The organism is Cryobacterium sp. TMT2-17-1, from assembly GCF_004402765.1.
Taxonomy (GTDB): Bacteria; Actinomycetota; Actinomycetes; order Actinomycetales; family Microbacteriaceae; genus Cryobacterium; species Cryobacterium sandaracinum.
Genome location: NZ_SOGC01000041.1, coordinates 39,415 through 62,082, shown reverse-complemented (window position 1 = coordinate 62,082; position 22,668 = coordinate 39,415). Strand labels below are relative to the sequence as shown.

General features: G+C 62.3%; 19 protein-coding genes. 13 read left to right on the top strand and 6 right to left on the bottom strand.

Annotation, left to right across the window (positions count from 1 at the left end; all coding sequences use genetic code 11):
- Positions 1-146: 146 nt before the first annotated feature.
- From E3O47_RS12395 to E3O47_RS12385, 3 genes are read left to right on the top strand one after another with little or no spacing between them, the layout of a single operon-like run.
- Positions 147-1,079, top strand: coding sequence for a DUF1837 domain-containing protein (locus E3O47_RS12395; RefSeq protein ID WP_134420705.1), 933 nt, complete (start codon positions 147-149; stop codon positions 1,077-1,079).
- Positions 1,076-3,646, top strand: coding sequence for a DEAD/DEAH box helicase (locus E3O47_RS12390; RefSeq protein WP_134420703.1), 2,571 nt, complete (start codon positions 1,076-1,078; stop codon positions 3,644-3,646). The genes E3O47_RS12395 and E3O47_RS12390 overlap by 4 nt, the downstream gene beginning before the upstream one ends.
- Positions 3,646-4,356, top strand: coding sequence for a DCL family protein (locus tag E3O47_RS12385; protein ID WP_134420701.1), 711 nt, complete (start codon positions 3,646-3,648; stop codon positions 4,354-4,356). The genes E3O47_RS12390 and E3O47_RS12385 overlap by 1 nt, the downstream gene beginning before the upstream one ends.
- Before the next feature lie 250 nt (positions 4,357-4,606).
- On the opposite strand, the gene E3O47_RS12380 is transcribed toward E3O47_RS12385, so the two are convergent.
- On the bottom strand, positions 4,607-5,179 hold the full coding sequence (locus tag E3O47_RS12380) for a dihydrofolate reductase family protein (RefSeq protein ID WP_134420699.1): 573 nt from the start codon (positions 5,177-5,179) through the stop codon (positions 4,607-4,609).
- Between the two features lie 598 nt (positions 5,180-5,777).
- Positions 5,778-6,149 (bottom strand): hypothetical protein, encoded by a 372-nt coding sequence (locus E3O47_RS16045; RefSeq protein WP_166785391.1) that lies wholly within the window; start codon positions 6,147-6,149, stop codon positions 5,778-5,780.
- A 142-nt stretch (positions 6,150-6,291) separates the two neighbouring features.
- Between E3O47_RS16045 and E3O47_RS12370 the strand changes: the two genes are divergently transcribed.
- The 3 genes from E3O47_RS12370 (at position 6,292) to E3O47_RS12360 (ending at position 9,885) form a co-directional block, all read left to right on the top strand.
- Positions 6,292-6,612 carry a nucleotide pyrophosphohydrolase gene (locus E3O47_RS12370; protein WP_134420695.1) on the top strand — a complete coding sequence of 107 codons (321 nt, stop codon included), beginning with the start codon at positions 6,292-6,294 and terminating at the stop codon, positions 6,610-6,612.
- The gene (locus tag E3O47_RS12365) at positions 6,599-8,377 is read left to right on the top strand and encodes a DUF2075 domain-containing protein (RefSeq protein ID WP_134420693.1); all 1,779 of its coding nucleotides are present in this window, start codon (positions 6,599-6,601) and stop codon (positions 8,375-8,377) included. Before E3O47_RS12370 ends, E3O47_RS12365 begins: the two co-directional genes overlap by 14 nt.
- A gap of 173 nt (positions 8,378-8,550) precedes the next feature.
- Entirely contained in the window at positions 8,551-9,885 is a 1,335-nt protein-coding gene (locus E3O47_RS12360) for a DUF1524 domain-containing protein (RefSeq protein ID WP_241986195.1), read from the top strand.
- A 628-nt stretch (positions 9,886-10,513) separates the two neighbouring features.
- Here E3O47_RS12360 and E3O47_RS12355 read toward each other — a convergent pair.
- Complete coding sequence (locus E3O47_RS12355; protein ID WP_134420691.1) at positions 10,514-12,622, bottom strand: M48 family metalloprotease; 2,109 nt, start codon at positions 12,620-12,622, stop codon at positions 10,514-10,516.
- 40 nt (positions 12,623-12,662) lie between these two features.
- Complete coding sequence (locus E3O47_RS12350; protein ID WP_134420689.1) at positions 12,663-13,151, bottom strand: hypothetical protein; 489 nt, start codon at positions 13,149-13,151, stop codon at positions 12,663-12,665.
- 367 nt (positions 13,152-13,518) lie between these two features.
- Between E3O47_RS12350 and E3O47_RS12345 the strand changes: the two genes are divergently transcribed.
- Positions 13,519-14,070, top strand: coding sequence for a sigma-70 family RNA polymerase sigma factor (locus E3O47_RS12345; RefSeq protein WP_134420687.1), 552 nt, complete (start codon positions 13,519-13,521; stop codon positions 14,068-14,070).
- A 330-nt stretch (positions 14,071-14,400) separates the two neighbouring features.
- Positions 14,401-15,105 (top strand): hypothetical protein, encoded by a 705-nt coding sequence (locus E3O47_RS12340; protein ID WP_134420685.1) that lies wholly within the window; start codon positions 14,401-14,403, stop codon positions 15,103-15,105.
- Positions 15,106-15,180: 75 nt separating this feature from the next.
- Here the strand turns inward: E3O47_RS12340 and E3O47_RS12335 are convergent, their stop codons facing one another.
- Both E3O47_RS12335 and E3O47_RS12330 read right to left on the bottom strand, forming a co-directional pair.
- A complete protein-coding gene (locus tag E3O47_RS12335) occupies positions 15,181-16,872 on the bottom strand; it encodes a formate--tetrahydrofolate ligase (RefSeq protein ID WP_134420751.1) in 1,692 nt (563 codons plus the stop codon).
- A gap of 174 nt (positions 16,873-17,046) precedes the next feature.
- On the bottom strand, positions 17,047-18,948 hold the full coding sequence (locus E3O47_RS12330; RefSeq protein WP_104100417.1) for an ABC transporter ATP-binding protein: 1,902 nt from the start codon (positions 18,946-18,948) through the stop codon (positions 17,047-17,049).
- A gap of 330 nt (positions 18,949-19,278) precedes the next feature.
- Between E3O47_RS12330 and E3O47_RS12325 the strand changes: the two genes are divergently transcribed.
- The 5 genes from E3O47_RS12325 (at position 19,279) to E3O47_RS12305 (ending at position 22,602) form a co-directional block, all read left to right on the top strand.
- Positions 19,279-19,923: a helix-turn-helix domain-containing protein gene (locus E3O47_RS12325; protein ID WP_104194499.1), complete on the top strand. Its 645-nt coding sequence runs from the start codon at positions 19,279-19,281 to the stop codon at positions 19,921-19,923.
- The gene (locus E3O47_RS12320; RefSeq protein ID WP_134420683.1) at positions 19,920-20,432 is read left to right on the top strand and encodes a hypothetical protein; all 513 of its coding nucleotides are present in this window, start codon (positions 19,920-19,922) and stop codon (positions 20,430-20,432) included. Before E3O47_RS12325 ends, E3O47_RS12320 begins: the two co-directional genes overlap by 4 nt.
- A gap of 79 nt (positions 20,433-20,511) precedes the next feature.
- A complete protein-coding gene (locus E3O47_RS12315; protein WP_104100427.1) occupies positions 20,512-21,096 on the top strand; it encodes a chlorite dismutase family protein in 585 nt (194 codons plus the stop codon).
- Positions 21,097-21,341: 245 nt separating this feature from the next.
- Positions 21,342-21,605: a hypothetical protein gene (locus E3O47_RS16305; protein WP_104100428.1), complete on the top strand. Its 264-nt coding sequence runs from the start codon at positions 21,342-21,344 to the stop codon at positions 21,603-21,605.
- Between the two features lie 340 nt (positions 21,606-21,945).
- Positions 21,946-22,602 (top strand): histidine phosphatase family protein, encoded by a 657-nt coding sequence (locus E3O47_RS12305; RefSeq protein WP_104100429.1) that lies wholly within the window; start codon positions 21,946-21,948, stop codon positions 22,600-22,602.
- Positions 22,603-22,668: the final 66 nt, after the last annotated feature.

The following is a 22,668-nucleotide window of genomic DNA, read 5'->3' as shown; positions in this document are numbered from 1 at the left end:
TGTGCTCACGAGTCCCCATTCTCCACTCGAGTGTCGCCCTGATTACTACGACGCTAGAAGATCACGACGCCACACAGATTGGACCTCGACGCAGAACATGCTCACCGTCGCTGCCGGATGACGCTAGGTTGAGCGATGGGGGACCCATGACGCTGTTAGACGCACTCAACGATGTTGCTGCCGGAACACCGGAGCAGACACGGTCGTTCTTCCACGTCATCGGGGAACGGACCATTCCTGACACTCGCGTCAACTACCGAGTCCATTGGCTGACGTTAGACGGAAATGGCCGCGACCGTACCGCTGCACTGGCGCAGCACCTGTACTACAAGATCGCGGACTATTGCACCCCGCCCACCCGAATTCGTGAGGCCCGTGTGCGCGACGAGCGCGAGGGCGGCAACGTGCAGATGATGATGTTGCAGGAGGAAGCTCGCCGTCTGTTTATTGATTCGGACACGTCCGGGGAGGGCGGAGAGCTCTTGCTCTATTTCCTCCTTGAAGCTGAGCTGAACCTCCCGCAGGTGCTTTGCAAGATGCCTTTGAAAACCAACTCGAAGATGCCCATTCATGGTGTAGATGGCGTGCACGCGGGGATTCGCGAAGGCGGTGGCCTGGCGGTTTACTGGGGTGAGTCCAAGCTCTACACGGATGTGCAGTCGGCGATGACTGAGTGCTTTTCGAGCATCGCCCCGTTCCTTCTCGACGACGGGACGGGACCGGCGCACCGTGACCTCGTGCTCGTGCTCGTGCGTGAGGGTTTGGACACCGGAGATCGCGAGCTTTCGTTGAGGTTGGTGCAGTACTTCACCGATGACGCTCCTGAGCGGTCGAAACTCGAGGTTCGGGGCGCATGTCTCGTGGGATTCACCCACGAAGCTCATGGACACCCCTTCGAGGAGGACGAAGTGACGATGCTCGCAAACGTCCAGGAGCGTATCGAAGCTTGGTCTAAGAGTGTGGGTTCCCGAGTGTTGAAGCGCGAGGTTGAAGATTTCGAGATCGAGTTCTTCTGCATGCCGTTACCTTCCGTTGCCAATTTGCGAACTGCATTCAATAACCTTTTGGGGCACAAATGAACGACGACGAGTACTGGGCCGAGGTAGCCAGCCTCGCCGCGTTCTCTTCAGGCGTCCGGGTATCGACGCTCAAATCCACTCGCGACTTCTTTGCCAACGTTCGACCGAACGAAGCAACGCCCACCATCGATTGGGACCGCCACCTGCTGGCTGCCAGTCTCGTTACCCTTCACGCGCCGGAAACGGTCCAGTCGGGCGCTCTCCGGATTGTGCAGGGATGCATCCAGGATGTTGATGCATCTGCGCAACAGAAAGAGGCCGCAGAGTACCTCTTGCGGCGCCTCGGCAATGGCCGCGCCGCCGAGCTCGCTCACAAGAAGGGGCTCACGCCGGCCGACGATGGAGTGGTTGCGAGCCCGCTTTCGCTTGATCTCATTCGGCGAACTCTCGAGCTCAGCGTCGACGGGGGAGACCACCGTGTTCCGGTGAATTACTTCCAGCGACAGTTCTGGAGCTCAGCTGAGGAATCGCGTTGGACAAGTGTTTCGGCACCGACCTCCGCCGGAAAGTCGCACATTGTCAGATTGTGGCTGGCCACACAGATTGCGTCTCACGCCAGCTACAGGGCTGTATATCTGGTTCCTACTCGGGCGCTGATTGAAGAGGTCAGCCGAGAGCTGGAGACTGCGCTGGGGGACCGGGCAACGGTCACGACGATGCCCTGGGATACGAGGGTCGATGAGAAGCCCCACGAGATGTTCGTTCTGACCCAAGAACGATTGCACATCCTTCTACGCAAACGGCCGGAGATGACGTTCGACACCATCTTCGTAGATGAAGCGCAGAAGCTGAACGACGGATCACGCGGCGTGCTTCTCCAGCGCACCTTGGACGAAGCGGCTCGCCGCGGTGAGCCGAAGATCATCTTCGCCAGCCCGCTGACTTCGAACCCAGAGCTCCTAATCGAAGGTGCCCCGGGAACTTCGAAGGCTCTCATCAGCGAGACGGTAACGGTCAATCAAACGCTGATTCATGTCAATCAGCGACCGAAGAAAACGAAGCTGTGGGACATGGTCGCGCTCGTAAGCGGCGAACGAATTTCTATCGGCGAGTTCGACTTGCCTGCGCGACCGGTTCCCGAGAGCAAGAGGCTTTCGCTTGTTGCCGTAGCGCTAGGCAGTACACACGCCGGCAACGTTGTGTACGCCAACGGTCCTGGCGATGCAGAGAAAACCGCCGGCCAGATTTGCGACGCGCTTGCTTCGTCGAAGTGGGAAGCGTCCGAAGCGACGCTCGACTTGGTCGAACTGATCGAGAAGACGATCCATCCTCAGTACCTCCTCGCGACCTACCTCAGGCAAGGTGTGGCATTCCACTACGGCAATATGCCGTTGCTCGTCCGTGAAGCCGTAGAACGGCTATTTCGCAATGGCGACATTCGGTATCTCGTCTGCACGTCTACGTTGCTCGAAGGGGTGAATTTGCCCTGCCAAAACCTCTTCGTCAGGGCACCTCGCAAAGGCAACAAAGTGCTGATGTCAGCGGCGGACTTCTGGAACCTGGCGGGTCGAGCTGGCCGATGGGGTGTTGAGTTTCAGGGCAACATCGTGTGCATCGACACTGCTGCGGAGAGCACTTGGCTTGAAGTGCCGATCCGCCGCACACGTCAGCCAATGGCGAGAGCGACCGACGCAATTTCGCGAGACTTCGCCGCGTTACGCCAGTACATCGCCGACGGCACGCCGGTCGATATGGCACGCGCAGAGCCCATCCTTCAAGCGTTGTTCGGGATCCTGACGTCGGCACGACGGCAGGGCCGCGAGCTGGAGGATCTGCCTTGGTTGCAGGCCACTGGGGATGAGGCGTCTGAACTCTCCGGACTCGTTGATGCGCAACTCGCGACATTGACCGTATCGGAGGAGACCCTCCAACTCCACGCGGGCATCAGCCCCGTCTCGATACAACGCCTTCACGACCACTTCCAGTCAGTAGCCGGTCGGGAAGAGTTTGAGTTGGCCGCACCCGAGAGTAGAGACTCGGTCGATTCCTACGTGCGCGCCATTGATATCTGTTTCAGGTTCCTAGGCGCCGACTTCACCGATATTGAAGGCCGGCACTTCTCGCTCGCTCTCCTGTTCGTGGAATGGATGAAGGGCCGCCCCCTTGCAGTCCTCATCGCAAGTCGGCTTCGGTATCTGCGTAGGGCAAAAAAGCCGTTCACGCTCGCTGTTGAGATCCGCAACGTTCTAAAAGATGTCGAGCAGTATGCGCGCTTCGAAGGGCCGTTGTTTCTGGCCTGCTATTCGGACGTTTTGAATGAGGCGCTGCCTCCGGATACGGAGCACGACGAGACTCGGGACATCGCAATGATGATGGAACTTGGTGTTTCTCGCGTCACGGAAGTGTCGATGATGAGCCTCGGTCTTTCACGGACCAGTGTTGTGGCATTGTCCGAGCACATCGTCAGTGATGACCTCACACCTGAGGGATCACTCGAATGGATTGCGTCGCGCGACATTCGGGCGCTAGACCTGCCGGCTCTCGTCGTTGCTGAGATTGTAGAGGCCGCCCGCAGACGAGCGAGCGTCGAACAGCCTGCGCCCTACACTGATCGATTGGGGGAGTAATGGTTGCTAAGCCGGTGGTGCTGCGCACCTTCCGTTGGGAAACAATCGGGAAAGCTAAAGAAGCATTCCGGGGAATTCTGCACGCTTACGACCTAGACGAGAAGGTCACCGATCCCACGCATGACGCGATGCTTCGTGAGCTCCTCGAGCAACACCCGCGAGTAGAGGAGAAGACCGGGGTCGGCGTAGACCACTTCTACATCGGTCGCACTCAACAGGAGGATGGGGCCGTCCGATTCTGGAGTGGTCGCGGGATCTGGATTCGCCGCGTGGATGAGGGCACGGCGGACTTCGGCTACATCGCGGCCATTACCGGCCCGTCACCGAAGGTGGACGTGAAGGACGCCATGCGCCATGCCGTGGGCTCGCGCCGCGATGACTATCGGGAAAGTCGATACGCGAGTGGGTCTGATCTGACTTGTTTTCTCAGCAGGGAGCCGCTCGACGAGACGGACTCGCAAGTAATTTACGTGAACCCCGCATGGGAACAACTTACCTATCGGTTCGCGCATGGCGAGGGTGGCTGGGACCAGATCGAGGTCAGCTCGGGCGACGGAGCGGCGCAGATCGGAGGGCGGCTTGCGGATCCCGGCGTGCTGCGCAGATGGTTGGAGTTCTTCGATGCTCACGCGAACATGGAACTCGCTTCCCGGTCGGCGGCCGCCCGGCGCCCTTGGCCGGACGAAGTTTCCTGGGACCCATCCACGTAAGACGGAAAAGCTGAGTACTGCTGTGGGCGTCCTGAGACCCGTACGCCAGGGTACTTGGCGAGATTGCCGACCGGTCTGTGGTGTGAGGCGGGTTCAGAGCCTTCCTCCTCCCGACAGCGCTGGCCGTGCGGCGCAGAGTGTTAGGTATCTCGGGCTTAGAGTCTTCCACTTGACGTAGTCATTAGTATCGGCTCGGGGACTGATGGACTGAACCCGCCAGTCAAGCTGGGCCAATGTGCCAGGACAAGGCTCATAGAGCCATAACTCGTGTGGGCCGGTATCGCATGGCGACTGCCCCCGACCGGAACTCATGGCGATCCATGAGTTCGAGCTGGATGTGCTCGCGCAGGCCGGCGAGCAATGTCGGGCCGTGCCCGGCAAGGACCGGCTGCACAAGGAACTCGTACTCATCGATCAGCCCCAGATCCGCCAGGGCAAGGGGGAGCGTCACGCCACCTACCCACAGGCTCTCGCCGGGCTCTTGCTTGAGCTGCTGAACCGATTGCGCCAAGTCACCTTGCACCAACTCGGCATTCCAGTCGACCCGGCCTAGCGTGCTCGACACGACGTACTTCTTCGCCCGGTCGATGGTTTCGGCGAACGGTCTCTGCCACTCGCCCATCCAGTCTGGCCACGTGCCCGTGGCCGGCTTCCGCCACGCTGACGCCATCATCTCGTACGTTACCCGGCCGAAGAGCAGGGCGTCGGCTTGCTCCAGCTGAGCGGTCCAGTAGCGCATCGACTCTTCGTCTGGCGGGAGTCCGGCCTCGTGATGGCAGCAGCCATCGAGGGTGACGTTGATCGAGTATCGGAGTGGTCTCATCTCGCTGCTCTCCTCTGATGGGTGCCCCGCGTTCGTGGAACCGTCCTCAAGCGATTGCCGGTGCCATTTCTCGTCGACGCCCGAAATCGCGCCCAGTTTATTGCGCGGGGGTGATGCGAACCAGACCGCGGTCGAGCGCCATCACCGGCGATGGTCGGTCACCTGCGGCGGGCAAATGAGGATTGCTTGAGAGGGTGCGTGGTACCGCTCAGAGCGGCCCTCAAAGCCATCATTTTCCCATCTAATTCATCTCTATTTGACCCAAAACGATGGGCTACAATTGGAGGCAGCGAATCGCCTGGTTCCCTGTAAACACAAGGGAATCCGCGGGTTTTCGGAGACATTCGGCAACGACTAAATTAAGGCCTGAACCTTCAAGGGGTCGCAGGTTCAAATCCTGTCAGCCCGATCAAAACCAGCGGGCCGTTCCCGAAACTCCGCACGCAACGGTGCGGCCGTTCTTGGTGATGCAGTTTCTGGGCTCACCTGGCCCCCGGGGACGGTCGGCGAACTGCGAGGCGACGATGCCGAGGTTGGAACAAGACGGTGACGAACTTCACGTCCCGAGTCTCTGACTGTCGGGCCCCTGACGTTGTCTCTAATTGCGGGTGAGGCTTTCGAATGGCCGCATGTAGGTCGAACCGAAGCCGTCGAGGATCGTCTTGGCCTCCTCATTCGGATCGCCGAAACCGACGTATCCGGTGATGTCCGCGCATTCGAGGAAGCTCTCGGCGAACTGCGGGAAAACCACGGTGACGTGGCTGACGACGGACATCGAGTCTCGGTAGCTTTCAAGGATGTGCACGAGGGGCTCGTTCTGGTTCACGGTGTCCTCTCCTGTCATATCCGCCAACTTTTTGGCGTCCGGCCGCCACGGGGCTCTTCCGTAGGCTTTCTCATAATCCAAGGCAAAGGCAAAGGCAAAGGCAAAGGCAAGGGCAAGGGCAAGGGCAAGCGACGTGCCGGTCACGGAGAATGCCGAATACCTGAACAGTCGGCCGAGGCTCCGTCGGGTCCGCGGCATGAGTACTGGGGTTCGGTATGGTCAGCGGGCCAGTTACGGTCTAACGGTGCCGGAAACCGATGGGAGGTGACGCTGCTAGGTTTGCGACATGGACGAAATTTCAGTCCGCGACGAGATCGCGGCCTTCGTCGCCGAGCGTGATTGGGCGCAATTCCACAGCCCAGAGAACCTGGCGAAGAGCATCGCCATCGAAGCCGGCGAACTACTCGAGTGCTATCAGTGGAACGCGGATGCTGACACAGGTCGGGTGAGCGACGAACTAGCCGACGTACTCACGTACTGCATCCTGCTGGCCGATCGCCTCGGGGTGGATCCGAATCAGATCGTGCTCGACAAGCTGGCCAAGACCCGCGAGAAGTATCCGGTCGACAAAGCGCGGGGGCGCAGCGACAAGTATGACGTCCTTTGAGATCGAGCGGCTCGACTTCACGAAGGAAGCGATGCGGGCCTGGGCGCCGCGCGACCACCGCAACACCAATTGGCCGGTCGTCTACGTTCTGGACGATGCCAAAGCCGGCAGCACGCCCGCGGTCAGGGGCGGGCTCAACGACGTCTATGTGGGGGAGTCGCGTAACGCGGCCGGGCGCATGCGCCAGCACTTCGAGTCGACCGAGAAACAGCATCTGAGCACGGTCCGTGTCATCGTCGACGCGACATTCAACAAATCGGTGTGCCTCGATCTGGAGTCCTACCTGATTCGGATGCTCGCCGGAGACGGCTTCTACCGCGTGCTGAACCGCAACGATGGAATCACCGAGGCGGACTACTACGACCGCGGCCGGTACCGCGAGACCTTCCGCGAGGTGTTCGACGAGCTCCGGCGTGACGGGGTCTTCACCCGCAGCATTCCCGAGATCGAGAACAGCGATCTCTTCAAGCTGTCACCGTTCAAGGCGCTCTCGCAGGACCAGGCCGTCGCTGTCGACGGTATCCTCGAGGGGCTCTTCCAAGATTTCAAGGCCGGCACCGACAGCACGATCGTCGTGCAGGGTGACCCGGGAACCGGTAAGACCGTGGTCGCCATCTACCTGCTCAAGCTGCTCGTCGACATTGCGGCCTCGACTCCCGGTGATGACGTGGACAGCGACTCCCTGTTCTCCGAGTTCTTCGTGCCGGGGTATCGGGAACTTCTCACGGACATCCGGATTGGCCTGGTCGTGCCGCAGCAGTCGCTCCGCGAGTCGATCAAGAAGGTGTTCCGCAAGACGCCGGGGCTGCGGCCGGAGATGGTCATGACCGCGTTTGAGGTGGGCTTCGCCGAGGAAGACTTCGACCTGCTCATCGTCGACGAATCGCACCGGCTGAACCAACGAGCCAATCAGCCCTCGGGCGTTCAGAACAAGAACTTCAGTGTGATCACCCAGAAGCTCTTCGGGAGTGACGACAAGACGAAGACCCAGCTCGATTGGATCACCGCGAAGAGCAAGCATCAGATCTTCCTGCTGGACGCGGCGCAGAGCGTGCGCCCGGCCGATGTGCCTCCCGAGTTGTTGACCGGTCTCGTGCGCCAGGCGAAACTCTCGAGGCGTCACCATCCGTTGATGTCCCAGATGCGGGTTCAGGCCGGGTCGGATTACGTCGGCTACGTCAGGCGCATTCTCGATACGCAGGTGACCAGTACGTTGCCGCCGGTCGCTGCGGAGTTGTTCGAGGGCTACGACTTTCGGATGTTCGACAGCGTCTCGGAAATGCGGGCGGAGATCCGCCGTAAGGATGCCGCGGTCGGGCTCTCGCGCCTGCTCGCCGGGTACGCGTGGGCATGGAAGACCAAGACCGACAAGACCCTTTACGACATTGAGATCGACGGCTGTCAACTGCGGTGGAACAGCACGCAGACCGACTGGATCGCGTCGCCGAAGTCGGTGGACGAAGTCGGCTCGATCCACACCGTGCAGGGATACGACCTCAACTACGCAGGTGTGATCATCGGCCCTGACCTTCGCTTCGATCCCGTCGCAGGGAAGCTGGTCATCGATCGAGGGTCGTACTTCGACAAGAAGGGCAAGGAGAACAATCCGGTCCTGGGCAAGACGTACACCGACGACGACCTCCTGCGGTTCATCACCAACATCTACGCCGTACTGCTCACCCGCGGCATCCGGGGGACCTACGTGTACGTCTGCGACCCCGCGCTTCGCAACTATCTGCGGGGATTCATACCGATCGCTGTGTAGCTGCTCCCGATTCCGCGCGGTCGACATGAGTCGGTACGGGAAACGTCGCTGGGTCGCTCTGGTCCCCCGTTCTGGGGTGTTCGCCCCGTCTCCGACCAATCCCTGCCTCCAGTAGATTTCAAACAGTCGTGTCTGCACTCTGTGCTGAGTGCGGTGAAATGGGGGATCAGATGATGAAATTCGGCAGGCAAAAACCGGAGCCAGCGAAGCCACTGATCGACACGTCTTCGACAGCCGAAAAGAAGGCGTCCAAGCCGACTCTCAGTACCTGGGTCCTCGGTGGCCTGGTCGCTTTCTTCGCTCTGATGTACGCCATCCTCGGTGGATTCCCCGCAATTCTCGTCATTCTGGGAATGGCGGCTCTGGTGACGGGCGTCTACGCGATCTCTGGTCGCCGGCCATGGGCATCCGTATCAGCCCGCAAGACAACTGCGATCGCGGTGGCGGCCAGCCTTGTCTTCTTCATCTCCGGTGGGGTCGCTGCCGCGGCGCCAGGTGCAGCGGAAACTGCCTTGGCTGGGCAGCCCACCGCTAGCGCGACGCCGAGCGCAACCCCCACTCCCAGCCCAAGCCCAAGCCCAACCCCGACGCCGGGACCGGAATTCTCCGAAGAAGCGCCGGTCGACCCCGCGACGGTCACTGCGGCGACTGAGGGCGCATCGGTCGTAGTTGTCGATACAAGCTCCACCGACACCACGGCACTAACGCTCCTCGCAACCATCCCCGTCAAGGGAAAGGCCGCGAAGACCGGCTACGAGCGCACTGGCATGTTCGGATCCGCCTGGATAGACGTGGACCGAAACGGATGCGACACCCGCAACGACATCCTCGCTCGGGACTTGAACCCCACCACCAAGTCAGGCACCTGTCGGGTGATGACCGGTTACCTCGTTTCGCCCTACACCGCCACGCCAATCGCCTTCGTTCGGGGTCAGGACACGTCAGCGTTGGTCCAGATCGACCATGTAGTCGCTCTGTCGAATGCGTGGCAGACGGGCGCTCAGCAGCTCACTCAGGCTCAGCGCGTTTCTCTGGCGAACGATCCCATGAATCTCCTCGCCGTCGATGGTCGCTCCAACGCTCAAAAAGGCGACGGCGACACCGCCACCTGGTTGCCGTCGAACGAGGCGATCCGCTGTGGCTACGTCGCACGTCAGGTGTCCGTCAAAGCAACATATGGTCTGTGGGTGACTCAGGCGGAACACGACGCTATGACCCGCGTCCTCGGCTCTTGCACTGGTGAAATGGCACTGACCTCCTCGTTCACGCCTGCGCCAGCTCCGGTTGTTGTCGCCCCTCCTGCGCCGGCTCCTGTCGTCGTGGCCCCTGAACCGGCTCCGGCACCTGCCCCTGCGCCGGCACCTGCCCCTGCGCCGGCACCAGTCGACGTCTACTACGAGAACTGCGATGCTGTGCGCGCTGCGGGAGCGGCCCCGATCTCCGAGGGATCGCCGGGTTTCCAGCCCAAGTTTGACCGCGACAAGGACGGCATCGGCTGCGACGCTTAACGAATTAGCGGCTGACCAGGTGAGTGTGTGGCAGGTCCCGGAGCCCGACGTTCTGTGCGATTTTCGCGGGCACCTGCGGATCGTCCAGCTCGAAACGGATGCCCGCCATCTGCACGGCCGTCGTGAAGCTAGTAGCTTGCTTGCCCGGGATCGCTACTAGGTCGTCACCACCACCGCGGGTGAATATCGATCCGGTCGCCGTGATTGTCCTCGTACCATTGGTTCGTTGTCGCTCCGATGCGGTCTCTTTCGATCATGATCGATGCGTCCTCACCTGCGGCGAGCGGTCGCCAGCCGGTGGCTGCTCGAACGAGGGCAGCATGCAGGTGGGGTCGGAGGCCAGGCTGATTCAGCGCCTGGTTACCACTATGAAATGACTCGACTGTGCGCATCGCAGTCCCGAGGCCCGGGCGAGCGAAACGCCGCCAGGTGTCCTTCGCGTGGTCACCGAGCGGAACGTGCGGGTGGAGTCTTATGAATGCGGACTGGTCTCTTGATCTATCCGTCTGGGATGATTGCAGGTCTCTTGGGCGCGCCGCGTGGATTGAACTCCGCGGAAACTGTCTGCCGCAGATGGGCCGAGAGCGCAAACATGTTGCCGACGACCAGAAATTCCGATTGCCCGTGCTCAGGGAGGTGCTTTGTGGTACCGCCGCTGGGTGGCCAATCGGATGGCGTAACGGACAGGGACTACCAAAGCGACGATCATGATTGAGGCCGCAAGACCACGGGCCGTGGCGACAGACCAGATGCCCAATAGATCATCTAACGGGGCTGAGCCAGGAGTAGCGAACCGGAGAACAGTCACAGCCAGGACACAAAGGCTCAAGCTTATTGGCCCGGCGATAAACACTTTTGCAGGCCCAAGGATGGGGCTGATCAAACAGAGAATTACACACGGTAACACCCAGCAGATGACGGTCGTCGATACCCACATGAATTCAGCCTGATCAGCAGCCTCAGGTGTAATGATCGGACCAATCATCAGAAGTTGTGAGATCAAGAATATGCTCCCCGCAAGGCCTGCTGCGAGGCCTAAGACCAGCGGAAAACGGATCGTGCTGCCAGTCGTTGAAGACGGGGGGCTGGAGTACGTGGCCCCGGATGTATGGCTCGGGAAATACATCCAATCCCGGGCTCCGCGTCGACGCGACATGGGTGCCAGGAGTGAAGCGAGGAAGGCCACGACAGTCATCAACGCCGCCAGGCCAACTATGGGCCATTCGTCATAGCCATACGTGATCCAAAGGTAGGCCCCCGACCACCCGAAGCCCGTCAACGCCAGGTCCACGCTTTCCCCCATCCAGGTTGCCCCTAGGAAGAGGGCGATGTTGAGCATCACGGCTGGGAGCCAGAAGCGCCATGGACGCGTCACGAGAACTGCTAGGGGTAGGCAAAACGCTCCAAAAGCAGCGCAGATAAACACGGTTCCAAGCCCGCCGAGTATGGGGGCGATCAACGTCACGGGGTTCAAGGGAGCGGAGACGTCCTGACCGATGCCTCCCAACGATACGAGTTGTCCAAGTGCCAAGCCCACCGACACACCCATGGCCGTAACGAACACTCCGCGCATCGCCAGCGAACCGGGCCCATCGGTTCCATGAGCCAAGGAAGAAGCGAATTGGGACCTCCAGATGTCCAGACCGATGGTCAGCCCTAAGAGTGACCCCGTTACAGCCGCTGATGTCCAGATCCCACCAAGCACAATGTCTGTTCCGGACAGCAATGGTGTCGCAGTGTTGACCACAAGAGGACCCACAACTCCCGCGAGGAGTCCCGCAGAGAGGGCGTGGAGAAAGCTGCTACCGGCCGCCAGATGCGGTGACTCGAGGACATCGAGGCGTTCAGTCCGCGTCGGGTGGAGCATGAGCAAGCGCCGGAGCCAATTCCCAGGGCTGCGGGTGTCCAGCAGTCCCAAACCGGCCTTCACCGCCTCAAACGATGGCAGCTCTGCAGCAGCTCGAAGGTCCGCGTCGTACTCTCGTGCCCTGAGCAGGGCGGCAGCGACGAACTCCACAACGACGGCAAGCAAGGCCGCGCGCCAGAGATAGTAGGGAAGCATGGAGGGGCCCTCCCACACAGCCCCCACTATTGGGAACAAGAGGACCAGCAGTGCCACGTACCAAGCGCTACGTGCCGCCCAAGCCATTTCTACGTCCCGGTGCCGGATGTGCGCGAACTCGTGGAGCACTACTCCGTCCGCCGGCCCTGGCCGCACCAACATGCCCACAATCTTGGGGGGAAGTGCCACAGCCGGCGAACCAGGCCTCCCGAACGAAAAGGCATCGCCCATCCTGGCAGGTCCGATGTACAGCCTCGGCGTCCGAAGTAAATTGGCCTGCGAAGCCAACAGGGCAAAACGTTCCACCACTGCCTGATGCTTTGGCATCGGAAGTTTTAGCGAACGACGCCGCCTGATCACAGACGGCACGGAGTACAACACCGCAATAGAGAGTCCGGCTACCAGAGCGGCACCCGCAAGTGACCACGAACCACGCCTGAACTCAATGGGTGCTTTGCAGCCCCGTTGCTGATCAACTTCCAACGCGAAGCAGTTATTGAGCGCCTGAATCCACTCTTTCCCCAAGATTATGTTGTGCATCCATGAACCCACAAATAGGCCAACGGCTAAGAGGGCGGCGATGAAGAGGAGATACAGCCCCGTTGTCGGTGCCGGAAACGCAAGTACATTGACACGGCGGTCCAACAGGGCTGAGGCTGACGGCTTTTCTTTCACACTTTAACCTCCTCAATCGGGTCTGCACGATAGCGAAGAACTAGCTGCTCAGCACGCCAACGATTGCGTTTCCCAACAGGACAGCTTTGTCCTCGTCGAGCCCTAATCTCGCGGCCTGTTCTCGGGCAGCAGCAAATATTCGCGCCCGTTGTTCATCAGTCAGCTCTACCTGACCAGGCGGAGGAGTTTGGTCGGTACGCACCCGCAACACCCGCTTCATGGCCGCTGAGAGTCCGGGCTTAGCCGCATCTTTTGCGATGTCGCGCAGCAGGTCGATGACGAAACCAATGACAAACTCCGCCACCGCCAAGGCGAAGGGAGTCAACAACGCCAGTTCAAGGCCGAATCCGACTGTTTCGTCTCTCTTGTTGACCATCAAAGTCGATTGTGGATCCGCGTAGTATTCCTCAGCGACTTCGTCGAACGTCAACAACTCATCCGGTGCAGCGCTGTCTACGGCCAACCGTGCGAGTCGGGTAGCAAACTCGCGCCTTTCGTTCGCCGTCAGGTCCGTTCCAGGCTCTCCCATGGGTTCTCCGTTGATGAGATTCAGCCAGACTGTTAGGGGTCTGTGGTTGAGGAACTATCCCGCTACCAGGGATGGACCACAAGTGTCTGCGGTTTTTCACCGGCACCACGTTGCCCTCAGGGCCGCCCGAAACCACCAACCCTTGAGCCTGTGAAATTCGCGGTCGCGGCAACGGATCGGAGGCATCACGGGCTGTCACTTGGCCTGCTTCATGGCGTCTTCTTAACTCTTTTTCTTAATGAAGGCGGCGATCTTGCGCAGGTTGAGTTCGTGAGCAGGATACGCACGAGGGTGTCCTCCCTCTCGAGCCCGCCGCGTCGTACTGGTGTAGTGGGCCTCGACAAGAAGTGGGGAATCCGTGCGATACATGATCCTGATTTATTCCAACGCCATCGCCGAGACGGCGTGGGCTGACGGCGAGAACGCCGCTCTCGACGGGGCACACAGCGCAGTGATCGCCGAGCTGCACTCGACTGCGCTCGTGCGCTACTTCGCCCGCCGCGGATCGCGTCAGGATGCCGAGGACCTGGCCGCTGAGGTCTTCGCGACGGCTTGGCGACGCCGCAATGACCTGCCACGGGAGGCGGTGCTGCCTTGGCTGTATCGCACGGCGGGATTCACGCTCGCGAATTCGCGCAGGAAGCACATCGATCTTCCCGTCGACGAGGTGCCCGAGTCGGGCGTAGTGCGAGTCGACGGCGATCCGGAGTTGAACCTCCTGTTCGATGCGGAACTCCGCGGCGCGCTTGCAAGCGTGGGGGAGCGCGACCGGCAGATCCTTCTCCTCCACGCGTGGGAGGGTCTCGACGGAGGCGAGCTCGCCGAGGTGCTCGGTATCTCCCGATCCGGGGCGGACGCCGCGCTGTCGCGCGCCCGCAAGCGATTGCGAGAAGCCTGGGGCGAGCGGATGTCGTTCTAGGGCTTCTGCAAGATTCGGCGCGCCCCGCACATATCCCAGGTGAACCGAAATTCCGGAGGGTGATCGACATGAACGACGACGACAAACAACGAGACCCGGTTGCCCGGCTGCGTGCCGCCGACCCAGCGGGGGATATCGAAGCGCGTGCCGGGTTCGCCGACGAGGTTGTCGCTCGGATGACCGGCCCTGAGGCTGAACCGACGGCCGGATCGGCACCCGTGGCCGACCTGGCCCAGGCGCGAGCAAGCCGACGGCCCCGAAAGCGGCGCGCAAGGCGGAATGGAGCCATTCGTCGGCTCTGGCGCCGCAATCGAACAGAAGATGTCTCCCTTGACCTACCCCTATGGATCCGGCCGGAACGCCTTCAGCGCGTCCAGTCTTGGCACACAGGCGGGCACAGCTCAGGCCCACGCCTACGACCCCCGTTCGGCATCCAGCTCAGACAAGATCACCGCGTTCACCGCGGCGCTCGGCATCGGGTTACCAGTCGAACTGCGCGATGGCAGCTGGGTCGCCGGCCCGCAGGACGGCAGCGCCCCGAGCCTGTCAGTGAGTCTCGACGACATGCTGTCCTTCTACTTCCAGAACCCGGAGGTGAACTCGTGGCAGTGCGAGGGTGATCAGGTCTGCGAGCCGACCGGCGAGCCGCCCAGCGAAGACGCTGCGATCGGAGCACTTCGCGCGCTCCTCGTCGCCGCAGGCCGGGACCCTGCCGCGTTCGAATTTACCTCTCAGGTGTGGGAAGGCTCTCCCACGCGAGCCGCCGAGGCAAAACCGGTCATCGACGGGCAGCAGCTCGACCAAGGTTGGTCATTTGAGATGGCAGAAGATGGTGTCGTCTCCGCCAACGGTGCCCTCGCCGACGTCGTTGCTCTAGGGATGTACCCGGTGGTAAGTGAGCAAGAGGGCTTCGAACGACTCTCAGACCCGCGGTTCAGCGGAGCACCGACGGTTCTGCCGATGGCCCTCCGCGATCAGGCGTCGACGACCGAGGAGTGGGTGGAGGAATCGATGCTCGACTTCCGGGCTTTTTAGACCATCGTTCACTGCCGGTTCGTGGGCGGGGAAGGCTTCATCGAGAAGCCCGACGTGCCCGGCCGGGTCCGCCGATCAGGACAACCCGACGATCTCGCCGTTGTCGTCGATGTCGATGCGTTCGGCTGCCGGTGCGGACGAGAGACCAGGCATGGTGCGCATGTCGCCGCAGATGGGATAGATGAACCCGGCCCCGATCGACGCACGCACCTCACGCACCGGCAGTCGCCACCCGGTGGGTGCTCCCTTGATTTTGGGGTCGGCCGACAGGGACAGATGTGTCTTGGCGATGCACACCGGCAGGCTGCCGAAGCCTGCCCGCTCGTACTTGTCGAGTTGCCGAGCTGCCAGAGGCGAGAGGTCCAAGCCGTCGGCGCCGTACATCTCGCGCGCGATCACATCGATCTTGTCGACCAAGGGAAGTTCGTCGGGATAGAGCCGGTGGAAGCTCGACGGTTCAGCGCAGGCCTCCGCAACCGCCTCGGCCAGCTCGACCGCACCCCTGCCGCCTTCGGTGAAGTGGTAGCTGATCGCCGCGCGCACACCTTCCTCTGCCGCGACGTCCATGATCGCTTGATGCTCACTGTCGTAGTCGGTGGGAAATGCGTTCACCGCAATGACCGGCGTCACTCCGTGCCGTCGGATGTTGGCGATCTGCCGGCGCAGGTTCGCTGCCCCGGCGATGACGTCGTCGGGATTCTCGGCGAGCATCTCCGGTGGCAGCGGTCGGCCGGCGACTACCCGGTACTTGTTTGAGTGAGTTTTCAGGTCACGCACGGTCGCGACGATGACGGCGGCATCCGGCGCCAGCCCGGAGGCACGGCACTTGATATTGAAGAACTTTTCCGCGCCGATGTCTGCACCGAACCCCGCCTCGGTGATGAGGTAGTCGCCGGCATGGATGCCGATCAGATCGGCGACGACCGAGGAGTTACCGGTGGCGATGTTCCCGAACGGACCGCTGTGGACGAGCACTGGCGTCTGCTCCACGGTCTGCATCAGGTTCGGCTTGATGGCGTCCTTGAGTATCGCGGTCATGGCGCCGGCCGCCTTGAGCATCTCGGCGGTCACCGGTTCGCCGCCGCGGTTGTAGCCGACGACGATTCTTCCCATCCGTTCACGGAGATCCCGCAACGACGTGCACAGCGACAACAACGCCATCACCTCGCTGGCTGCGGAGATGTCGAAACCGGATTGGAACGGATTGCCGTCGTCAGGACCGCCGAGCCCGGTGATGATGGTGCGCAGCTCGCGATCGTTGACGTCGAGGACACGTCGCCAGGTGATCTCATGGGGGTCGAACCCGAGACGGTTTCCCTTGTGGATGTGGTTGCCGATCATCGCCGACAATAGATTGTGGGCCGCGGTAACGGCGTGCGTGTCGCCGGTCAGGTGCAGGTTCAGTGCCTCCATCGGGACCACCTGAGCGTAGCCGCCACCAGCGGCTCCGCCCTTGATGCCGAACGTCGGCCCCATCGACGGCTGCCGTATCGCGACGATCCCGAGCTTGTCGATGTGCCGGAAGCCCTGACCGAGCCCGACCGCGGTGGTCGTCTTGCCCGACCCGAGTGGAGTCGGCGTGATTGCGGTGACGACGACATACTTGGCCCGTGGACGGTCACGGAGCTCATCGATCGCATCGAGGGAGATCTTCGACGCTGCACTTCCGTGCGGTTCCAGCAGGTGTGGACCGATGCCCATGTCGGCTGCAACCTCTTCAAGCGGGCGACGGGCCGCAGCGCGCGAGATAGCGAGATCCGACGGCATGGCCGTGGTGATTGATCGAGATGGCTTGAACATGGAGCCTCCTCAGCGCCTCAGCGCCTCTGGGGCCTGGTGACCCAAGCGTACTGTCAGGCAAGTCGTCATCAGTCCCCATTAAACGAAACGTGATGAGACGACTTTCCGAGGCGCTCGGGGCAGGGATACCGAGCCCAGCGACTAGGTCCGGCTCAGTGCTTCCTCATCGGCCGCATCATTCTTCTGCACGGCGAATTGGGTCCGGTGCAATTCCTCGTAACGCCCACCCACAGCCAGCAGTTCCTCGTGCGTACCGCGCTCCACGATCGAGCCGTCCTCAACCACGAGGATCAGGTCTGCGCTGCGGATGGTGGAGAGGCGGTGTGCGATCACCATCGCCGTCCTTCCCTCGAGCGCCTCGCTGAGCGCCGCCTGCACGGCGGCCTCAGACGTCGAGTCCAGCGCCGCCGTCGCCTCGTCGAGGATGACGACGCGCGGCTGGGCGAGCAGGAGCCTCGCGATGGTCATCCGCTGGCGCTCGCCCCCGGACAGTCGGTAGCCGCGCTCACCGACCATGGTGTCCAGCTGGTCCGGCAGGGACCGGATGAGCGGCTCGAGCCGCGCACGGCGGACGGCGTCCCACACCTCGTCGTCGGACGCCTCCGGTCTCGCGAGGCGCAGATTGGAGAGGATGGTCTCGTGGAACAGGTGGCCGTCCTGCGTCACCATGCCCAGGGTGTGCCGCATGGAGACGAAAGTGACATCGCGGACATCCGTCCCCGCGAGGCGCACGGCGCCGCTGTCGACGTCATACAGGCGCGAGAGGAGCTGTGCAATTGTGGACTTGCCGGCACCGGACGTACCAACGAGGGCAACGGTCTGCCCCGGCTCGATCCTGAAGGACACGCCGTGCAGCACCTCCTCGCCGCCTCGGGTGTCCAGCGTGGCAACCTCCTCGAGAGAGGCGAGGGACACTTTGTCCGCGGACGGGTAGGCGAAGCGGACGTTGTCGAACTCGACGGCCACTGGGCCTTCGGGGACGGCGACGGCGTCGGGCTTCTCCTTGATGAGCGGGTCGAGGTCCAGCACCTCGAAGACGCGCTCGAAGCTGACCACCGCGCTCATGATCTCCACCCGTGCGTTTGCGAGGCTGGTGAGCGGCGCGTAGAGGCGGGTGAGGAGGAGCGCCAGGGTGACCACGTCACCGGTATTCAGCTGGCCGGCGAGTGCGAGGAAGCCGCCGAGCCCATACACGAGCGCGAGGGCGAGAGCGGAGACGAGCATCAGTGCGGTGAAGAAGACGAACTGCAGCATCGCGGTCCGGACCCCGATGTCGCGGACGCGGGCGGCGCGGACGCGGAACTCCTCGGCCTCCTCGTCGGGCCGGCCGAACAGCTTGACGAGGGTGGCGCCGGGCGCCGAGAAGCGCTCGGTCATCTGCGTGCTCATGGCGGAATTGTGATCGGCGGCCTCGCGGCGCAGCGCGGCGAGGCGGCTGCCCATGCGGCGCGCGGGTACCAGGAAGATGGGGAGCATGATCACGGCGAGAACCGTCACGAGCCAGGACGTGCTGAGCATGACGATCAGGGTGAGGATCAGCGCCACGAGGTTCGTAACCACGCCGGACAGCGTGCCGCTGAAGGCCTGCTGAGCGCCGATCACATCGTTGTTGAGGCGGCTCACGAGGGCGCCCGTCCGCGTGCGGGTGAAGAACGCGATCGGCATCTTCTGCACGTGGTTGAAGACGGAGGTGCGGAGGTCCAAAATCACGCCTTCGCCGATCCGCGCCGAGTACCAGCGCGTCACGAGTGACACGGCGGCGTCGGCCACGGCCACGAGGGCGATGACGACGGCGAGCCAAACGATCGTGGTGACCTCGCCCTGGGCGACGATGACGTCGACCACCTGGCCGGCGAGTACCGGCGTCGCGACCGCGAGGAAAGCTCCCACGATAGAGAGGGCGATGAAGATCAGCAGCTTGGACCGGTAGGGCACCGCGAACGTCATGATCCGCCGCACGGACTCACGGGAGAAGCCGCGCTTGCCGTCCCTGGCGGTCGAGATCTTGTGCAGCGAGCTCCAGGCCGCGCCTTCCATGCTCATTGAGGTTCCTTCCGTGGGTACCAAACTCAGTTTAGATGGCGACTTGCCCGAGCTTGGCGACGCTGCTGCCGAGGTGACGCGCGGTGCGCCGGTCAGCGTCATGGACCGCGTCGGGTCCGCGGTCATTCCACGACTGTGCGCCGGTTCCCCCCGTCATGACCCAGAAACCTCGTGTGACAGGACTGCACAGGGGCTTGGCGGACCAGGGCGCGACGGAGGTGGTCGCGCTGCGGGGCCGTCAGTTGGGCCGTCCCTCATCTGGACGAGCTTGACACATTCATTTGGTGCTGTCGCTTGTCACAAGGGTTTCAGCGGTTGTACCCTTGTGACATGTTGAGTGTAAAAGAGTACGCCGCCCGCCAGGACATCTCTGTCGCGCGCGTGCACCAGCTGATCCGCGAGGGCAAGGTCGATGCCGAGAAGATCGGCTCAAGCTGGGGAATCGACGAGTCGGAGCTCCGTCGACAGCCTCCGCTCTCCCGCCCGCTGAGCCCGGCCAACTCATGGTCGCTCATCGCTCTGCTGTCGGGCGTCGAACCCGAGAACATGGAGGCGAAGGCTCGCTGGCTCCTGAACCGCAAGTGCGCTGCCCTGGCAGAAAGCAATGCGCCGGCCCTCCTCCTTGCCAGCTGGCTCCGGAATCGCGCACCGGTCCGTGCCTTGCACGCGAACGCCGATGATCTCGGTGACCTCCGCAGCGACAAGCGAATAGTCCTCTCCGGAATCAGTGACGACCGCGCGGGGCTTAGCAGCGAACATGAGGTTGAAGCGTATGTTGACCCCGAGATCGCCCAGCAGCTCATCAACGAGTACCTGTTGGTGAAGGCGAAGAATGCGAATGTCTGGCTCCACCTGGCTCGTGTCCAAGCTGACGCCGACGGGCGAGCGCCGCTGGGCCTTGTCCTCGCTGACCTCGCCGACCACGCCGGGCCACGCGAAAGTCAGCGGATCAAGGAACTGCTGAGCAACCGATGACCGTCATCGACATGCCGGTACTCGGTCAGAGGTCCTCGCTGGCTTGGCACGCCCTTTTCGACCTATCCGAGAAGGTGCCGAATAACTGGTGCCTGGTTGGCGGCCAGATGGTGCACCTCTGGTGCGTCGAACGCGACACCACGCCGAATCGGCCGACCGACGACGCGGATGCTGTTTTGGATGTGCGCGCGCAGCCGACCATCCTCCATCAGGTCACCAAGGCCCTCGTTGACATCGGATTCGAGTCCGCCGGTGAAAGCCCAGAAGGCCATCAGCACCGGTGGACCCGCGGCGATGCCACCATCGACCTCCTCATCGCAGAGCACGTCCGTGGGAAGGCCGCAGCACGACGAGGAGTCACAGGCGGCACCACCCTGGAAGCCCGAGGATCCAACCAAGGAATCGACCGAGCCGAGCTGGTCACCGTCAACCATGACGGGCGCCAGGCCCAGATCTGGCGGCCGAACCTTTTTGGGCTGACGCTGGGGCGTCGACCTGAGGATGCCTGATCGCACGCCATCAGAGCCTGCTGGGGCGGTTCTCAAGATGATGTTAGCGTCGAAGTCGCTGATACCGTCAGGAGTTCCAATGACCGACGCCCTACCCGTCACTTTCACTGCAGGCGATGCTGGCCAGTGGCGTATTGATCGCATCATCGCGGTGACCGGTGACGGGCTCCCCGCCGCCGCGCGTCTGCTGATTCGTGAAGGAGCGGCAGAGGATGAATCATGGTTGTCGGGGTCATCGGCCACGGACGCCCCGGGGTGGACCCTGCGCGGCACCGTTAGTCATCAGCGTTACACGACCGCTGCCGAACTGGCCGAGCTGACGGCGCGGTCACCGGCTCTGGGCCGACCCGGCGCGACCGTCGCCTCCTTTATCCCCATCACCAAGTCAAAGGAGTGGTGGGAACTGGCCCAAGACGAACGCCGGCAGATTTTCGAGGAAACCAGTCACCACATCCGACGTTCCATGAACTCGCTGCCAGCTGTGGCCCGGCGGCTCCATCACAGCCGTGATGGGGGTGGGCCGTTCGATTTTTTGACCTGGTTTGAGTACGCGCCCGAAAGTGTCGCGGATTTCGACGAGCTGCTCGATGAGTTGCGGAGCACCGAGGAATGGATCTTCGTCGAACGCGAGGTCGAGGTGCGCTTGTCGCTCGGTTCGCAGTGACGAGCGCCCCGACGCCGGTCAGTTAACCGCAGATGATGAGCAACGGGCGAGAATGTCCCTCCGGTTCTGGCCTTGGCGTGGTGTCCGGTGGCTGGGGCGTTGGTGGGTCGCTAGTTGCTCCGGGACGGTCCCCGTTCTGGAGCCGGCGGGGCTGCGGGCGGTGAGGCCACCCACCCGGACACAAAGTCATCGACGTAGAGGGATTCCCAGCCGGGGTTCTTCGCTATGGGTATGTATGTCTCGGCGTGGGCGTTGAGCCAGTCGCCACCCCGCCCTCGGTTGTCGGCGATCTCGAGGGCCTACTCAAGCGCTCGGGAAGAGGGACGAATCTCAGCGTCGATATCGTCGGTGAGACCACGATCAGGGATGTATCGAAGGGACAATGCGGCGCCTCCAATGAAGTAGACACCGGTGCTCAAACCGTCGCCCTGCAGACGTTGGACAAGGTCCCGGAGGCCGTCGATCAGGTCGGCTCGGCCAAGACGGTTAGCACTCTGCGGCATTTTTAGACACTCGCCAGGACGGACTTGTCTAGTACTATGTTGCGACGGGAGAACCCTGCCGGCACGTTCTCATCCCGAATCGTCCTCGTGTAAGTGCTGCCCGAAACATCCGTTGTTCCGGGGTGGGCGAGCAGCTCTTCGCTTTCCGAGCCGTCTGCGCTCACCATGAACGGCCGTAGCCGCGTGATGGCTGGGATGCCCGTTCCCCCACCCGCTTCGAACACCCGCAGGGATGCCCGTTCCCCCACCCGTTCCCCCACCCGCTTCGAACACCCGCAGGGGTGAACGTTGGCTCCAGCAATCAAGAACCTCCATCGAAACGGGGGTGCGATACTACTGTTGCCGTATGTTTACGATCGAGCCGCTGCCCAGCCACCCCGCTCCGGATAACCCGTCGGGGAAGCTGATTCTCTTGCGCCATGGGGAGACGGAGTGGTCGAAGGATGGCAAACACACTGGGCTCACGGATATTCCGCTCACTGCCCGGGGAGAGGGACTTGCCCACGGCGCGGGCAGGTTGGTAGCCGACTACGATTTCTCGCTCGTTCTGACGTCGCCGCTGCAGCGTGCGCGACGCACTGCTGAGCTCGCTGGCCTTCAAGCGGAGGTTGATCCGCTCCTCGTCGAATGGGACTACGGCGGGTACGAGGGGCGTACGACGCGGGACATCCGCAGTGAACTCGGCTACAACTGGAGCGCATTCACCCACGGCGTGATTCGTGGTGAAACGCCTGGTGAGACGGTGGAGGAGGTCGCCGCCCGCGCGTCGCGGGTGCTCACGCGGGTGCTGCCTGCCATGGAGGAGGGAGATGTCGCCCTGATCGCGCACGGACATTTCCTGCGCATTCTCACCGCCGTGTACCTGAGGATGGCCCCTCGATTCGGTGCTCAAATCAGCCTGGATGCTGGATCAGTCTCCGTGCTGAGCTATTACCGAGAGCAGCCGGCCATCTTGTCGTGGAACTACGGAGCCGAACTGCCTTTGGTGCCCTCAGAGTCCTAAGTCGCGACCCAAAGTGCTGAAGGACTTGGGATCGCGGTGCCGACCGCGACGGTTCAAATGGTCATC

Coding starts and splice junctions, on each gene's coding strand:
- E3O47_RS12395 (WP_134420705.1), top strand. CDS start 147: ATGACGCTGTTAGACGCACTCAACGATGTTGCTGCCGGAACACCGGAG.
- E3O47_RS12390 (WP_134420703.1), top strand. CDS start 1,076: ATGAACGACGACGAGTACTGGGCCGAGGTAGCCAGCCTCGCCGCGTTC.
- E3O47_RS12385 (WP_134420701.1), top strand. CDS start 3,646: ATGGTTGCTAAGCCGGTGGTGCTGCGCACCTTCCGTTGGGAAACAATC.
- E3O47_RS12380 (WP_134420699.1), bottom strand. CDS start 5,179: ATGAGACCACTCCGATACTCGATCAACGTCACCCTCGATGGCTGCTGC.
- E3O47_RS12370 (WP_134420695.1), top strand. CDS start 6,292: ATGGACGAAATTTCAGTCCGCGACGAGATCGCGGCCTTCGTCGCCGAG.
- E3O47_RS12365 (WP_134420693.1), top strand. CDS start 6,599: ATGACGTCCTTTGAGATCGAGCGGCTCGACTTCACGAAGGAAGCGATG.
- E3O47_RS12360 (WP_241986195.1), top strand. CDS start 8,551: ATGAAATTCGGCAGGCAAAAACCGGAGCCAGCGAAGCCACTGATCGAC.
- E3O47_RS12350 (WP_134420689.1), bottom strand. CDS start 13,151: ATGGGAGAGCCTGGAACGGACCTGACGGCGAACGAAAGGCGCGAGTTT.
- E3O47_RS12345 (WP_134420687.1), top strand. CDS start 13,519: ATGATCCTGATTTATTCCAACGCCATCGCCGAGACGGCGTGGGCTGAC.
- E3O47_RS12335 (WP_134420751.1), bottom strand. CDS start 16,872: ATGCCGTCGGATCTCGCTATCTCGCGCGCTGCGGCCCGTCGCCCGCTT.
- E3O47_RS12330 (WP_104100417.1), bottom strand. CDS start 18,948: ATGAGCATGGAAGGCGCGGCCTGGAGCTCGCTGCACAAGATCTCGACC.
- E3O47_RS12325 (WP_104194499.1), top strand. CDS start 19,279: ATGTTGAGTGTAAAAGAGTACGCCGCCCGCCAGGACATCTCTGTCGCG.
- E3O47_RS12320 (WP_134420683.1), top strand. CDS start 19,920: ATGACCGTCATCGACATGCCGGTACTCGGTCAGAGGTCCTCGCTGGCT.
- E3O47_RS12315 (WP_104100427.1), top strand. CDS start 20,512: ATGACCGACGCCCTACCCGTCACTTTCACTGCAGGCGATGCTGGCCAG.
- E3O47_RS12305 (WP_104100429.1), top strand. CDS start 21,946: ATGTTTACGATCGAGCCGCTGCCCAGCCACCCCGCTCCGGATAACCCG.